The 15,436-nt window shown below is 50.0% G+C and carries 13 protein-coding genes, 1 tRNA gene and 1 riboswitch; of the genes, 6 read left to right on the plus strand and 8 right to left on the minus strand.

What is annotated here, in order from left to right; genetic code table 11:
* Positions 1-215: 215 nt before the first annotated feature.
* Positions 216-2,468 carry an ATP-binding cassette domain-containing protein gene (locus B9D94_RS25310; RefSeq protein ID WP_148248275.1) on the minus strand — a complete coding sequence of 751 codons (2,253 nt, stop codon included), beginning with the start codon at positions 2,466-2,468 and terminating at the stop codon, positions 216-218.
* A gap of 291 nt (positions 2,469-2,759) precedes the next feature.
* Between B9D94_RS25310 and B9D94_RS25315 the strand changes: the two genes are divergently transcribed.
* Together B9D94_RS25315 and B9D94_RS25320 are read left to right on the plus strand one after the other, a co-directional pair.
* Positions 2,760-3,335, plus strand: a complete 576-nt coding sequence (locus B9D94_RS25315) for a 5' nucleotidase, NT5C type (RefSeq protein WP_006208029.1) — start codon at positions 2,760-2,762, stop codon at positions 3,333-3,335.
* Positions 3,332-3,562 (plus strand): hypothetical protein, encoded by a 231-nt coding sequence (locus B9D94_RS25320; protein WP_006208028.1) that lies wholly within the window; start codon positions 3,332-3,334, stop codon positions 3,560-3,562. Before B9D94_RS25315 ends, B9D94_RS25320 begins: the two co-directional genes overlap by 4 nt.
* 45 nt (positions 3,563-3,607) lie before the next feature.
* Here the strand turns inward: B9D94_RS25320 and B9D94_RS31165 are convergent, their stop codons facing one another.
* From B9D94_RS31165 to B9D94_RS25335, 4 genes are all read right to left on the minus strand, one after another.
* Entirely contained in the window at positions 3,608-3,763 is a 156-nt protein-coding gene (locus B9D94_RS31165; RefSeq protein WP_172963997.1) for a hypothetical protein, read from the minus strand.
* Positions 3,764-3,872: 109 nt separating this feature from the next.
* Positions 3,873-4,148: a phage holin family protein gene (locus tag B9D94_RS25325; protein WP_006208025.1), complete on the minus strand. Its 276-nt coding sequence runs from the start codon at positions 4,146-4,148 to the stop codon at positions 3,873-3,875.
* 256 nt (positions 4,149-4,404) lie between these two features.
* Entirely contained in the window at positions 4,405-6,210 is a 1,806-nt protein-coding gene (locus tag B9D94_RS25330; RefSeq protein WP_006208024.1) for an ABC transporter ATP-binding protein, read from the minus strand.
* Positions 6,207-7,952 carry an ABC transporter ATP-binding protein gene (locus B9D94_RS25335; protein ID WP_148248277.1) on the minus strand — a complete coding sequence of 582 codons (1,746 nt, stop codon included), beginning with the start codon at positions 7,950-7,952 and terminating at the stop codon, positions 6,207-6,209. Before B9D94_RS25335 ends, B9D94_RS25330 begins: the two co-directional genes overlap by 4 nt.
* 346 nt (positions 7,953-8,298) lie before the next feature.
* Here B9D94_RS25335 and B9D94_RS25340 point away from each other — a divergent pair, with 346 nt between their 5' ends.
* Positions 8,299-8,631 (plus strand): hypothetical protein, encoded by a 333-nt coding sequence (locus B9D94_RS25340; protein WP_148248280.1) that lies wholly within the window; start codon positions 8,299-8,301, stop codon positions 8,629-8,631.
* A gap of 198 nt (positions 8,632-8,829) precedes the next feature.
* On the opposite strand, the gene B9D94_RS25345 is transcribed toward B9D94_RS25340, so the two are convergent.
* The 3 genes from B9D94_RS25345 to B9D94_RS25355 form a co-directional block, all read right to left on the minus strand.
* Positions 8,830-9,561 (minus strand): N-acetylmuramoyl-L-alanine amidase, encoded by a 732-nt coding sequence (locus B9D94_RS25345; RefSeq protein ID WP_148248281.1) that lies wholly within the window; start codon positions 9,559-9,561, stop codon positions 8,830-8,832.
* A 247-nt stretch (positions 9,562-9,808) separates the two neighbouring features.
* Positions 9,809-9,880 (minus strand) — tRNA-Thr (locus B9D94_RS25350).
* A gap of 98 nt (positions 9,881-9,978) precedes the next feature.
* Complete coding sequence (locus B9D94_RS25355; RefSeq protein WP_006208019.1) at positions 9,979-10,284, minus strand: MTH1187 family thiamine-binding protein; 306 nt, start codon at positions 10,282-10,284, stop codon at positions 9,979-9,981.
* Between the two features lie 357 nt (positions 10,285-10,641).
* A riboswitch (cobalamin riboswitch) is annotated at positions 10,642-10,875 on the plus strand.
* Positions 10,876-11,063: 188 nt separating this feature from the next.
* Between B9D94_RS25355 and B9D94_RS25360 the strand changes: the two genes are divergently transcribed.
* The 3 genes from B9D94_RS25360 to B9D94_RS25365 all read left to right on the plus strand — a co-directional run bounded on the left by B9D94_RS25360 (position 11,064) and on the right by B9D94_RS25365 (position 15,158).
* Positions 11,064-13,397 carry a ribonucleoside-diphosphate reductase subunit alpha gene (locus B9D94_RS25360; protein WP_148248283.1) on the plus strand — a complete coding sequence of 778 codons (2,334 nt, stop codon included), beginning with the start codon at positions 11,064-11,066 and terminating at the stop codon, positions 13,395-13,397.
* Positions 13,398-13,758: 361 nt separating this feature from the next.
* Positions 13,759-13,932 (plus strand): hypothetical protein, encoded by a 174-nt coding sequence (locus tag B9D94_RS31170; RefSeq protein WP_172963998.1) that lies wholly within the window; start codon positions 13,759-13,761, stop codon positions 13,930-13,932.
* A gap of 194 nt (positions 13,933-14,126) precedes the next feature.
* Positions 14,127-15,158, plus strand: a complete 1,032-nt coding sequence (locus B9D94_RS25365; protein WP_006208017.1) for a ribonucleotide-diphosphate reductase subunit beta — start codon at positions 14,127-14,129, stop codon at positions 15,156-15,158.
* Positions 15,159-15,436 lie beyond the last annotated feature (278 nt).

The raw sequence follows: 15,436 nt of genomic DNA on the forward strand, positions 1-15,436 counted from the left end.
AAAAGACTAGCCCACCTGCCTTTTCCTGCAGGCTGATGCAACATACAGTATTGCCTTATAGGATATCTTATAAGCCTAAGAACCATAGAATGGCTGGACCACGGGGAAACGGGGTCCAGCCATTCTATGGTTTACACTGCGGCTTCCTCCAAGTCCCTATTAGGGACTTGCACCGCTATAACAACGCGCCACTTCCTTGACGCGACTTCGTCCAGTTATCCCTTCACATACTTTCCTGTCAAGGAATGTTCCGCTGTAATCAGCTCAGCAGGGGTTCCCTCAAACACCACCCGGCCTCCTCCGCTGCCGCCCTCCGGTCCAAGGTCTATGATCCAATCCGCCTGGCGGATTACATCCAGATTATGTTCAATGACGATCACCGAGCTGCCGTTATCTACCAGTCGGTTCATCATATCAAGCAAATGTCCGACATCCGACATATGCAGCCCGGTTGTCGGCTCGTCCATAACATAGGTCTTCCCCTGCTTGTGCAGCTCGCTGGCCAACTTGATGCGCTGGCATTCGCCACCGGACAGGGTACTCAGCGGCTGTCCCAGCGTCAGGTAATGCAGGCCCACATCGTCCAGAGTCGCCAGACGCTGCCTGATCTCTTTTTTCTCGAAAAAATCGAGCGCCTTCAGCACCGTCATGTCCAGCACGTCCGTAATCATTTTTCCATGGAGTTTATACTCCAGCACGTCATCCTTAAAGCGCCTGCCGTCACAGGTATCGCACAGAGTCTTGATGCCTTCCATAAATGCCAGGTCGGTGTAAATGAAACCGAGTCCGTGGCAGTCGGGGCATGCCCCTTTTGAATTGAAGCTGAACAAGGACGGACTCTGATGGTTAGCCTTGGCAAACAGCCTTCGGATGTCATCCATAATACCCGTGTAGGTGGCAGGATTGGAACGAATCGAAGTGCTGACGGCGGACTGGTCGATGACAACAGCCTCAGGATGCTGGGACAGGAAAGCATGGTGAATCAGTGAACTTTTGCCGGATCCCGCTACCCCCGTTACCACTGTCAATACGCCTTCCGGAATATCCACGGTTACATTTTTCAAGTTATGCTGATTGGCATCGGTAATTCGCATCTGCCCGGTGGGCATCCGGAACTGTTCTTTCATCGGCATGCAGCGTCTCATATATTGCCCGGTTAACGTTGCCCCCTGACTATGCAGCTGCTCAACCGTACCCTCGAAGACAATTTCCCCTCCCCCGGTACCCGCATTCGGTCCCACGTCCACCACATGGTCGGCAATCCCGATCACATCACGGTCATGTTCCACCACCAGCACCGTATTGCCCTTGTCACGAAGTTTCATCAACATCCCGTTCAGACGGTGCACATCCCTTGGATGCAGACCGACACTCGGCTCATCAAAAATATACATCATATCCGTCAAACTGCTGCCCAGATGCCTGACCATCTTCACCCGCTGCGATTCTCCTCCGGACAGCGTGGTGGTCTCCCTGCTCAGCGTAAGATAGTCCAGTCCCATATCCACCAGGTGCTGCAGACGCTCCGATAAGCTTGCCACCATACCGGTGGCTACCGGAGCCGTAATCCCCATAATGACCTTTCTCAACTCTCCGATCTCCATGGCTGCACACTCGGCGATGTTATACCCATTAATTCTGCAGCTCAATGCTGCTTGGCTCAGCCGTGTTCCTTGGCATAACGGGCAGGTGCCGTGCGCAATAAAGTTCTTCACGTGATTCAAGGTTCTTTCGGACAACTCGCTGCTGTCGCGCTCGATATAGAGCCGATTGAATTTCAGCACAAGACCTTCAAAGTCAGACTCCACCGGTCCTCCCTTGGACGGAAACCTCACCTTACCCTCCTTGCCGTACAGGAGAAGATTCCACTCCGCTTCGGAATAGTCGGCCAGCTTCTTGTCATTATCAAAAAAACCGGACAGCGTGTAATTCTTCAAATACCAGCTATCCACCGAAAAAATGGGAAACCGCACCGCCCCCTCATTCAAGGATTTGGTCGTATCCAGCAGTTTATTGAAATCCAGTTCCACCTTCTTGCCAATTCCCTGACATTCCGGGCACATGCCCTGCGGGTCGTTAAAAGAAAAAACATTGGAGTACCCCACAAACGGCTGCCCCACCCTGGAAAACAACAGACGGAGTATGGCATACAGATCGGTAATCGTCCCCAGCGTTGAGCGCGAATTGCCACCCAGACGCTTCTGGTCAATGACAATGGCCGTAGACAGGTTCTCGATTGCATCAACATCAGGCTGGCTATACCGCGGGAGACGATTGCGGACAAAAGCGGTAAAGGTCTCATTGAGCAGTCTCTGAGCCTCTGAACTGATGGTATCAAACACGATCGAAGATTTGCCTGAACCGGATACCCCGGTAAATACTGTAATCTTCCGTTTTGGGATTTGCAGCGAAACATTCTTCAGATTATTCTCCCGGGCTCCACGAATCCGGATATATTCTTGCGGCATGGCGTTTCCTCCCACATCCCTGTAATACGCTAATTATAGAACGGCAATTATGACATGTACTGTCATAATGGATGAAAGAGTTTATGATTTATCGCGATATTCCCTGGGCAAGGAAATAACAAGAAGGTTGCAGGCTATATTAATGCTATACTTAAATAGTAATGTGTCAGGATTATACAAATCCCATATTGTTCCATTTATGATTTCGATTTGCCAATTCTGAGCTTGTCCATTACAATTACGGAAAATCATTGATTCCAGATTTCATGATTACAGGAGAGTAGTAATGATATGAGCAAAAAAATAGTAGCCATTGATATGGATGATACGATCTGCCATCTGATACCCAAGGCCATTCAGTATCACAATCTGCAGTACAAAAATCCTCAGCTTACGCTGGATCAGATTACCGATTACAACCTGAACGAGATTTGGCATCCAGAATGCTCGGAAGAATTCTTCTTCGGAAAGCCAGGTTTATATGAAGAACTTGAACTTTTTGATGAATATACGATTGACGAAGTCCACAGAATGACACATGATTATGACGTCATTGTTGTAACCGCAGCCCGCCCCTCCTCGGTGCCGGAGAAGTGGAGATGGCTGCAAATGCACATGCCTTTTATTCCATTCGAGAATTTTTTCGTAGCCAAACGCAAGGATTTGGTGGAGTTCGACCTGCTTATTGATGATGGACCCCATAATGCGATTGCCGCGAGAAAAGCCGGAAAACAAACCATTCTGATTCCGCGTCCCTGGAACGCCCGCATTCAGCATGAATTTATTCTGAAGGATTCCTGGAAGGGAATGCATGAATTAGTAGACCAAATTTTATCAGATTCTAACCATCAAGGGGATATGAAATGAATACAGACCGCAATAGCCGGTACCTATCACAGGACGTCCACTTTTTTGCTGCCGCCTTATCGGAAACACTGGTTTCCGTATGGGAGGAAGATCCCGCAAGCGTTTACGTGGAGATTGAACGAGGGTATATTGAATGCTACACACCGGATGTCGTCCGCATCCGCAATGAAGAAACAGGATATCTCACTCACTACAGCCGTGACACCGCTATGTTTCAGCGGATGTAATACGATAAGAGCCGCCTCCCGGGAGGCGGCTCTTTTATTGCCCAGTTATCTTTTCGCTGACAGGACAAGAAACAGGGTGGCGAGCGGCCCCAGCAGCAAAGACAGCAGGAACCAGTTTAATCCCGTTCTGTTTTTTCCTTGGGCCAGCCCGGCATTGATTAATGCCAGTATCCCCCATCCGACATAAAATTCGTTATTCATGGTATTCCCTCCGTCACCGTGTTCTGTTTATCCTGATTATTACGCACGGCAGCATAGATCGTTGCAGCAAATGGAAAGGACAGGGTATGCTCCCTGCCCAAGCGAGCCCTTACTTCTTCCTTGTCGCAATGGCCTCCGCCGTCTGTTTAACGGCCTGATGTCCGAATACGGCAAATGCTCCTGCGAGTATACCCTGAATGATATTTTCTACGCTCCAGCCAATCAGGCCGGCAGTAAACAGGATGGAGACCACAATAACTACGTATACAATGCTCCAGTTCGGAACCTTAGGCGTTTGCTTCAGCACATATCCGATCACCCAGCAGGCAGCAACAACCATGAACAGCCGCGGGTCAATCAATTGAAAAATGACACTCCATTCCATCGTAAACCCACCTTCCCTATTGATCTCCTACATCCTATTCCATCAGTCTATCGACCGGCTTGTATTTATATCCTTATTCTTGTGAGCAAAATAATAGAATCAGGGGATGGCGATTAACGGCAGCGATACACACGGCCCATCATGTTGCATACTCCCAAGACATACAGAAATGGCAGCTTCCGACGGACGGAAGCTGCCATAATCGATGCTTGCTCAATTCAAAAGTCCCCAATTCCAAATCTGCATTCCTGTGCGGTTATATCTTGCTTACCTCGACTTCATCTCCTGCCGCGGCTTCCACCTCGACAGCGGATTGTTCACCTTGCCATAACAGCTGCATCTCTTCGCTTGTGGCAAGCAGATCCGCCAGGCTGCCTTCAGCCTCGATCCTGCCATCCTTCATGACGATGATATGATCTGCCTTCGAGAGAGCCGCCCTGCGGTGCGATACCGCAATACAAGTAACGTCACGCTCCTTGAACAGTCCATCCCACACCAGCTGCTCCGTCTCCACATCGAGCGCGCTGGACAGATCATCAAAGATAAACAGATCCGCACCCGTCATCAGCATACGCGCCGTAGCCGCGCGCTGAATCTGTCCGCCGGACAGCATGACGCCCCTCGGGCCGACAAACGTCTCCAGTCCCTTATCCAGGTTCTCGATGTCCTTCTCCATGACGGCAAGACGAATGGCCCGTTCGAGAGATTCCTCTGCCCGATCCTTTTTCCCCTGCACAATATTCTCTCTTAGAGGATCGCTGAACAGTCGTGGAACCTGTGGTGTATACGCTGCGCGAGGCGGCATGAGGAAGGTGGCCGGATCGACCTCTTCTCCGTTCCAGCGGATCGAGCCCTCCTCTTTTGGCAGCAGTCCGAGCAATGTCCGAACCAGTGTCGATTTGCCAGCCCCGATTCGTCCGGTGACCACCAGAAATTTGCCGCGCTCCAGACGGAGATTAATATCCGATATTCCATTCTCCGAATTCGGATAATGATAGGATAGGTTCCTGACTTCAAGCTCTTTCAGCTTCTCCCCCGGTTCTCTGGTGATGACAGGCAGTTCCGGCGGATCTTCGTTCAGGTACGTTTCCCGAGCCTCAATAATCTGATCTTCCTCACCCGGGCGAAACAGTGACCGCATCCGGTCAAAGGAAACCTTAAGCCGCTTGTGCTGGAACACCATATAACCGAACAATGAAATACTGAAGCCGATATTCGCCAGATATGTCGTAAACAACGCAAAATCTCCGACGGTAAAATGTCCGGCCTGCATTTCAGCAGCGCACATCAACAGAATCAGACCCGTGCAGATGCTTAATACATGCTGGTTCAGGGATCTCATCCACTGTTTAAACAGATTATCCTTCAGCGCTGCCTGACGGCGGTCTTCATTCAGCTTCGTGAAGCGCTCATGAACATGATCTTCGGCCTGTCCCAGCTTCAAAGCTTGAACGGCACCAAAGGTTTCTGCGATGAAACTCGTAATCCGCCCCGTCGCTTCACGGTTCTTCAGCCCGTAGCGGCGGGCCCGGTTACCGGAGAGGTTGTTCAGCAGTGTCACCACCACGAGTGGCAGGACGGCTACCAGCATGATCTTCCAGTTGATGCTTGCCATGACTGCAACGGAGACAATCGCGAACACGAGTCGTCCCCAGAAGTCCACCCACGACTCCGCGTATTCTACAACCTCATCCACGTCATCGCGGAAGCGGCTCATCGCCTCCCCCGGCGATGCCGGCAGATTTCGTCCTGGCCAGCGCATGATGCCTGCCAGCATATTGGTTCGCAGAATAGCCTGAATGTGATAGATATACGTTACCCAGGCGTAGAACGCGGCGAAGAATGTGCCTACGCGGGAGAACCTGACAACCGCAATGAAGATGAGCGGCATGGCAAGCCACACGTAATCGGTGGAGTTCGCCGTTGCCCGATCAAAGAACCACTGCATGCCAAGCCCAATTAACAAAGGCAGTGAGTGAAAGATACACCATAGAATTCCGTTCACGATAAATAAAGATGGCCGGTAGCGAAACAAACGCCCGATAAATCCGGTAATCGTCATGCAAGCTCCTCCTCTCTGCCCGTAATCAGCAGTCTGGCATAATGTGAAGCCGGATCTTGTGCAAGTTCTTCCCTTGAGCCGAATTCCAGAATCCTTCCGTCACCCAGCACCATAATTTTATCCACCTGCTCCAGAGTGGCCAGCCGATGCGCAATAATGATGCCCGTACAACGGCTCATCAGCTGATCCACAGCTACCTGCAGCATTGTTTCCGTTGCGGCATCCAGGCGTGAAGAGGGTTCATCCAGAATCACCAGGCTCGGCTGCGTCAGGAATACCCGGGTTAAAGCGAACAGCTGTGCTTCCCCGGCAGACAGCGAGGATCCGCCTGTTGTCAGATGCGTTTCCAGGCCCTCCGGCTGCGCATCGATCCACTGACGAAGTCCAAGACGCTCCGTCGTTTCCAGAATGAACGCGTCGGATACACCCTTATCAAACAACGTCAGGTTGTCGCGCAGCGACCCATCAAACAGCTGCACGTCCTGCGTTACCATACCGACCCGGCGGTACAGCGCAGGCAGCTTCAGCTTCGTAATATCGGTACCTCCCACGCGGATTACCCCGCTGTCGATGTTGTACAGGCGCAGCAGAATTCGGCTTAGGCTTGACTTCCCGCTTCCGGTGCGCCCGATAATGCCAAGACGTTCACCCGGCTTAACGGTAAAATTAATGTCTTGCAGCACCGGTTTATCTTCGTTGTAGCTGAAGTTAACTCCCTCAAACTCCAATCCGAGCGCACCCTCGGGAAGCTCTTCTTGCTCTCCGTCCACAATCTCGCTCTTGTTGGACAGGAGTTCTCTGGAGCGGAGCATGCCGGATTTTGCCTTTTGAAACTCTTGCACCTGATCGCCCAGCATCTCAATCGGGTCGTTCAGCATCTGTGTATATTGATAGATCAGGAACAGGGTTCCCAGCGTAATCTCGCCAATCAGATAATAACGGACCCCCAGTAACAGCACAGCGGTAACGGCAAGGGCAAACAGAACAACCGTGGTATTCCAGGGAATGACCCGCAGCATCCAGGCTTTTCTCCCTTTCAGGAATACACTGCGCATCAAGCGGTGAAACCGATTCATTACGTACGGTACATTGCCGTTCGCCTGAACGTCCTCAATGCCTGCGATACGCTCTTCAATCAAGCCGAACAGCGAAGCACTGGCTTCCCGTTCGCTTTTGGATGAATTAACGCCCATGTTCCGGATGAACACCATAAACAGAATCGACAGCAGCGTGAAGACCGTCATGACGATGGCGATAGGCAGACTCACCGTGAACATGAACCCCAATATCCCGGCCAACAGCACAAAACTGCCGATGACCTGCACGATAAACATCGCAAAAAAATTCGAGATGCTGGTAACATCACCATCGACCCGCTCAATCATTTCGCCTGGCGTCTTGACGTTATGAAACCGCATATCCAGACGCAGGCAATGCTTCAAAAGATCGCCACGCAGCCGGTTCGTTGCGCGCCACGAAATATCGTTACCCAGATAACTGACAGCCACCGTAATCAGCTGGTTAATGACAGCCACAACCAGGAATAATCCCGCCAGCTGAATCAGGCTGGCCAGAACACCGCCACCAGCTGCCGTATCGATAAACCGTTTAATAATCTGCGGATTCAGCAGCTGCAAGCCCGTCGACGTCAACAGCATAATAAGCAGAAGCAGCAGTCGTCCTTTGACCGGCTTCAAATATCGCAGCAGCCACGACATAGAAACCTTTTCTTTTTTGGGCACAGTGCCCACCCCCATATGCAAGCAAGTATGTACGAACCTCCATCACCCAAAAAAACAAGGCATGGCGGCAGTAAATCATTACCAGTCTACATGAAAACCACAGCCATTCCTAGGTAAAGAATAATTATAATGGGATGTGCGTTTATTCAGGAATGCATGATACATAAGTGTCGCAGCCACGCGAAATTTCCCGGTTGGACATGACTATGAAGAAAGCTCATTTATTTTTTTATTCCTATATAAATCTTCCAAGTCAAGACCCGCTTCAAAAAAAATCGAATCCCATAATTCAGCATACTCGTATATGTATAATAGAGTGACGTGCAACTTTTTGGAGGTGGGCATAATGAATACTGGGATCAGTGGATTAGACGGACTGGATGAAGAGAAGCTATTGGAAATTCGAGAAAATGCCTTAAAGCTCTCAGATATGAAACAAGAGGTGCCCGTGGAAGAACTGTTCTCGGAATCATTTATTCAACGGCATACCAAGTTTTCTTCCATAGATCACTTGCTGAAAGCTGCTGGTTACGAGGGAAGCACGGATGAAGATTTTGACATATTCATACAAGGAAGTACGATTAACCCGTTTATCGTTGAACATACCCCATTTCGAAGCTGGAAGGATTTTCAGGAATTAGCCGTATCCGCCTATATCACGAAATGGCTGGGATTCTAAATAATGTTGGCAGAATATCAGGTCCACACTAAGGTCTAGTTGAGGATCGAAAGAGCAGAAGACCAAAGAAGCCCCTCTAACCGAAGTTAGAGGGGCTTCTGATATATTTTTTAAGGGGTGCTTTTATTATATGCTGCGAATCTTAATGGGAGATTAAATTTTAATTAAGGGGAACTAAAATGTGGCTGGACGATTGGCTCATGGGTTATGGGTTATCGTTGCTGTCTTTGTTTTATTGTCCCATCCCACGGTTGCACCCAGTGCCTCGGCAGTCGCCCGAAGCGGTACATAGGTCACCCCGTTAATCAGCTTGCCATCCTGAATTGGTTTGCCGTTTACAATAACATTCACCTTATCACTCACCTCACCAGCCGCCTCCTTCTTTTGCAACCCGAGATATTTTGCAATGCCGGCAACATGACCTTCGATGAGGGCACCCACGACATCCTCTCTCTTAAGCTTGGCTGCATCCGCGGCAACATCAACAAACAAATTTTCTGTCAGTACCGCAGGCATGTTCGATTCACGGACCATGTGCAGGTTCTTTGCCTTCTGCCCCCTGTCGATTACGTTAAAAGGCTTTAAGGCCGTCATAATCTCGGTATGAAGCACATTTTGCAAAGAGGCTGTTGCAGCCGACGTATGCGTGTACTTATAGGATTCGAAGCCACCGGCTCCTCCTCCTGCATTACAGTGGACGGAAACCAGGATATCTGCCCCAGCCTTGTTGGCCGCCTCGGTCCGCTCCATTAGCGTAGGAAAAACATCCGCAGATCTGGAGAGCAGCACCTGCACGCCATTGTACTCGGCCTCCAGCCGGTTTTTCACGCTCAGGGACACCGCTAGCACGATGTCCTTTTCCAACAGACCATGAGCAGCCGCTCCGGTATCTTTTCCACCGTGGCCTGGATCAATAAATACCTTCTTCATCTCCCTTCACCTCATCTTTCCGAGCCGCAGCCCGTTTCATCTTTTCGACAGCGAAGGCCACGAACAAACTCGAATAATATGAATCGCTTACTATGTAATATATGATATAAAATGCCGAATGATAGGGCGCTCTCTCCTTAACAGGAATAGCCCCCGGATCACCCAGGGGCACAAAAAACACGCCTTGCGGCGCCATTTTTATATCATTCCAGCCAGAAATCAGGATATGATCTCCTTGCAATGAACATGCTGGTGAAGGGAATTGAACCCCCGACCTACGCATTACGAGTGCGTTGCTCTACCCCTGAGCTACACCAGCATATGTGGTTCGAAAACAAGCCTCCACGAACAGCAAAATTATTATAATACTTTAGCAGCAAAATACAAGTCCCAGCCTAGCCCTTGCAATAAGCAAGATTATCCGCCTAATTTTTCCTGCACCGATTGAATCTTTTGCTTGCTGGAGGAGACTTGATCCCTGCGGTCGTCAATCTTGACCGAAGTCGATACGCGCTGGGCTCCGGATAGAAATGGCGCCTCATGCAGAGCTTCAATCGCTCGCCAGATCATATTCAGCTCGCCCTCTATGATGGTGCTCATCGAAGTCAGCTCATATGTAATCCCGTCCTGTTGTTTCAATATACGCTGCATCTCGGCCACATAAGAGCTTAAGCTCGTTGTTGCTGTTCCAATCGGAATCACCGTCACTTCCGCTATAGCCAATACCAAAACCTCCCTCGCAACATCTCATATAAAGAACTCTTCAATCTCCAGACACAGATATCATATCAATTCTGATCACTCATATCAAAGCCCTTGACTCGCTATTCACAATAAAAAATAGTCTGCTCCTTCCACCACAGATCCAGTACGCAACTATCGTATTTTGTCAAAACGATAATATACGTGGTATCTGTGCAGAAAAGGTCGCATTCGGTCACAATCCAGGAAATGTTATGGCCTTTTGACAGTTTCTTAGCTGGCACAATGACCGCTCGTTTGCTATAATTCTTTTTGCGTTCAATTTTAAGAATATGGTTTACAAACACAATATATTGGGTTAAATTAGATAAACAACAACCAAATATAGTGTGTATAGGTGCCGGAACAACCTATAAGGCGGTCCGGCTTAATAGGGAAGCATGGTGTAAATCCATCACGGTCCCGCCACTGTAAGGGCTCTCGGCTATTTATCCTATCTAGGCCGAACCAAATCATGGAATATTCTTCTGGAGGACCTCATCAAGGTCTTGGGGAAGGCTCCGATTTGTCAAAGTCCGAGTCAGGAGACCTGCCTGTACGCAGCCAACACCAACCTACGGGACATTAGGTAAGTGTTCGTTAAACTTGCGTCTGTACATAACATCATGCCCCTTCAAGGGCTTATGTCAAACGTCATTCACGAATCACAGCGCACGGACATTTTCAAGCCTGCGGGTTTTAGAAAATGTTTTTTTGATGTCCTTTTTCATATTTCCCCCTAAGAAAGCGAGGAATTATTCATGCCCCAGCTCGTAGTTAAACCGAACAACCGTCAGCTCGCCTTTGATGAAATACGCCTCTCTGTCTATGCCGACCGCAATCTGAAAGGATTGGACATGCTTGATAAAGAGCGCCTGCTTCGCGGCGTAAATGCTAAACTGCGCGGTGAGCAAGTCACCGGCGAAGAAATCAGCAGCGCCTTCACGATGTCCGCGCTTGAGCTTGTGACAAAAGAAGAGCCGAATTGGAAGTTTGCAGCTGCGCGTTCGTTTCTGACCTCTTTATATAAAAAAGCGGCCACCAACCGCCGATACAAAGCCTACCCGGAAGAGCCTTACGGTGCCTTCTACCCGCTCATCACAGAGCTTGTACAGAAGGGCATCTATCGCGAGGATCTTCTGACCAGCTACACCAAGGAGCAAATCGAAGAGCTCGGCGAATGCATCGATCCAAGCCGCGATCTGCTGTTTGATTACATTGGTCTTTTGACACTGGCTGAGCGTTATTTGGCAACCGACTTTGACGGTCGTGTCATGGAACTTCCGCAAGAACGCTACATGGTAATCGCAATGTTCCTCATGCACAACGAGCCAGCCGACAAACGTATTGACCTTGTAAAAGAAGCCTACTGGGCGATGAGCAACCTGTACATGACAGCTGCCACACCGACCATGTCCAATGCAGGCAAAAAAGTAGCAGGCCAGCTCTCCAGCTGCTTCATTGATACCGTTGACGACTCTCTGGAAGGCATCTTCGATTCCAACACCGATATTGCCCGTCTCAGCAAAATGGGTGGCGGCATTGGCGTGTACCTCGGTAAAGTCCGTGCACGCGGCTCGGATATCCGCGGTCACAAGAACACCAGCTCCGGCGTTATCCCTTGGATTCGCCAATTGAACAACACTGCCGTAAGCGTTGACCAATTGGGAACTCGTAAAGGAGCCATCGCGGTTTATCTGGATGTGTTCCACAAAGATATTCTGTCCTTCCTGGATCTGAAGCTGAACAACGGTGACGAGCGTATGAGAGCCCATGACGTGTTCCATGGCATCTGTCTACCTGACCTGTTTATGGAGGCTGTAGAGGCCCGTGAGGAGTGGAGCCTGTTCTGTCCTCATGAAGTGAAGAAGATCATGGGCTGGAAAGACGAGAACGGCCGTCCGCTTGGCCTGGAAGACTTCTATGATCAAGCTCAAGGCGATGGCGAGTTCCGTCAAAAATATGCACAAGCCGTGGCGAACCCGCAGTTGCCGCGTATTACGGTACAAGCGATCGACATTATGAAACGCGTGATGAAATCCCAGCTTGAAACGGGTACACCGTACATGTTCTACCGCGACACGGTAAACCGTGCGAACCCGAACTCTGCACATGGCATGATTTACTCATCCAACCTGTGCACCGAGATCATGCAGAACCAATCTCCAACCGTTGTCGAGCAAGAAGAGTTGGTAACAACGGATGGTCAAACCCGGATCGTTATTTCCAAAATCCCTGGCGATTTCGTTGTCTGCAACCTGAATTCCATCCACTTGGCTCGCGCTGTACCGGCCGGTGTGCTGGAGCGTCTCGTTCCTATCCAGGTTCGTATGCTGGATAACGTTATCGACATCAACAATATTGAAGTTCTGCAAGCCCAATATACCAACAGCCAATACCGTGCGGTCGGTCTTGGAACCTTCGGCCTGCATCACTTGCTGGCGCTGGAAGGTATCCGCTGGGAGTCCGACGAAGCCGTTGCCTATAATGACAACCTGTATGAACACATCAATTACCTGCTCGTGAAATCCAGCATGGAGCTGGCCAAGGAAAAAGGCCACTATCCGAAATTCAAAGGCTCCGACTGGGAGAGCGGCGAGTACTTCACGTTCCGCGGTTACACCGACGGCGAGCATGAAGGCAAATTCGTAACCACCGAACAGTGGCGTGAGCTGCAACAGGAAGTACAAGCCAATGGTGTCCGTAACGCATGGCTGTTTGCCATCGCACCGAACGGCTCCACATCGATTATCGCCGGTTCCACAGCGAGCATCGATCCATTGTACGAACTTCTGTCTTATGAAGAAAAAACCACCTACAAAGTGGCTAACCCGGCTCCGGATCTGTCTGAAAAAACAATCTGGTACTACAAGACCGCTTTCCTGATCGACCAGCATTGGTCCATCAAAATGGCGGCTGCGCGTCAACGTCACGTTGACCAGGCGCAAAGCTTTAACCTGTATGTTCGCCCTGATATCCGGGCTTCGGAATTCCTGGAGCTGCACCTGCATGCATGGAAAGCCGGCATCAAGTCCACGTATTATGTGCGCAGCCGTGCGTTGACGATTGAAGAGTGTGAGTCGTGCGCAAGCTAAGAGTTTAATGTAAACTATTTCGAACCCGCCCAAACCCTCCCTTCCAAGGGAGGGCCCCAAGGGCTCTGCCCTCTGGACACCCGCAAGGTGTGCAGGGAATGAATTAGGCGCTTCTATGTTACTTTTGGTGGCTAGGAGCGCTTTCTCCCTTCGGGAACGCTGGAATGTAGTGCGGGGACTATGGCGTTACTCGTGCGTTTATTGAGTTACTTCCTGCGTGGACCGCTCTCCCTTTGGGAGTCGCTTCTCATGTTGTGCATGGAATAAGAGCTGCTTCGTGCGTTTATTGAGTTACTTCCTGCGTGGACCGCTCTCCCTTGGGAGTCGCTTCTCATGTTGTGCATGGCATAAGAGCTGCTTCGTGCGTTTATTGAGTTACTTCCTGCTGGGATCGCTCTCCCTTTGGGAGTCGCTTCTCGTGCGGTGCAGGGAGGAAGAGCTGCTTCGTGCGTTTGTTGAGTTACATCCTGCTGGGATCGCTCTCCCTTTGGGAGTCGCTTCTCATGCGGGTGCTACAAGCATCGAACGGCTGTAAGCGGGATTGAATATACTTTCTAATACAAGACTACAAGGGTAAGGGTATCCAAGCGGAAGAGTTTACGTCCGCCTTTGGGAGCCCTTTGATACCATTAAATACATTCAAGCAAAGGGCGGACAACAGCGGCTGGAGAGTGGATACCCGTCCCTTCAACCCGCCCTACTATAGATATGCAAGGAGAGAGAATTGGCATGCAAATGCAAAAGATATTTAACACCGAAGCACCCAACCGCTCCACCCGTGTAATTGAAGGTGAGTGCTCCGGGATCTTGAACTGGAACGACATTCGGATGCCTCATATGTATAAATTGTACAAGGTGCTGCTGCTGAACCACTGGATCGCGGACGAAATCCCGATGTCCAAGGATGCGCAGCAGTTCCCTACACTGGACTCAGAGGAACAGCGCACCTTCAAAATCAACATCTCCCTGCTGGCTGTGCTGGATTCCATGCAGACGATGTTTGTCAGCGATGTGAAGCGTTATTTTACCGACTCGTCACTCGAAGCCATCTCGGCCATCATCGGTCAGCAAGAGGTCGTTCACAATCAATCCTATTCCTACGTGCTCTCTTCCATCGTTTCGGATCAAGAGCAGAAGGAAATCTTCGAATACTGGAAGCATGATCCGGTTCTGCTGGAGCGCAATCAGTTCATTTCAGATATTTATCAGAACTTCCGCGATAATCCGTCGCCGCAAACCTTCTTTGAAGCGATGGTGGCCGACCTGATCCTGGAAGGTATCTTCTTCTATAGCACGTTTGCCTTCTTCTACAACCTGGCTCGCGACCAGAAGATGATGGCAACCAGCCAGATGATCTCTTACATTCAGCGTGACGAGAACCAGCACTGCTACTTCTTCGCCGAAGTATTCAAACAGCTGCTCAAGGATTTCCCAGAGCTGAACTCCCAAGAGAACATCGACTACCTGTACCGCACCATCGACCGTGCTGTTGAGCTCGAGACCAACTGGGCACACTACACGCTCAGCAATGTACGCGGCATCGATCTGAACGAGTTGGGCGACTACATCAAGTACATCGCAAACCGTCGTATTACGATGATGGGTCTGGAAAAAGCTTACCAAGGCGTAGACGTCAACTGCATGCCATGGATCAAGCCTTTCTCGGATGAAGCTCTGAACGCAACCAAAACCGATTTCTTCGAAGCCAAATCCCGTAACTACGGCAAGGTTGGCGACGACAACGGTTTTGACGATCTATAACAGAGTCTTCAAAGTCCTTGGGACACCCGCAAGCTTTGCAATATTCTTAAAAGCGCTTCTAGGCTAATATAGCACTAGGAGCGCTTTTTCCCTTTGGGAATGCTGGAAGATTGACGTAGGGACGATGAAGCCATTGTGTACTGATATTGAGTCTCTGCCTACAGGGGGCCGGTCTTCTATCGGTCGGTTAAACTGAGCTACCTCAACAACATCTCACCACGAGACCATTAGGCAGGTCCCCAAAAAACGAACAAACCTCGGAGTCATTGTCTCCGAAA

The organism is Paenibacillus sp. Cedars (genome assembly GCF_003184205.1).
GTDB lineage: Bacteria > Bacillota > Bacilli > Paenibacillales > Paenibacillaceae > Paenibacillus_AQ > Paenibacillus_AQ glucanolyticus.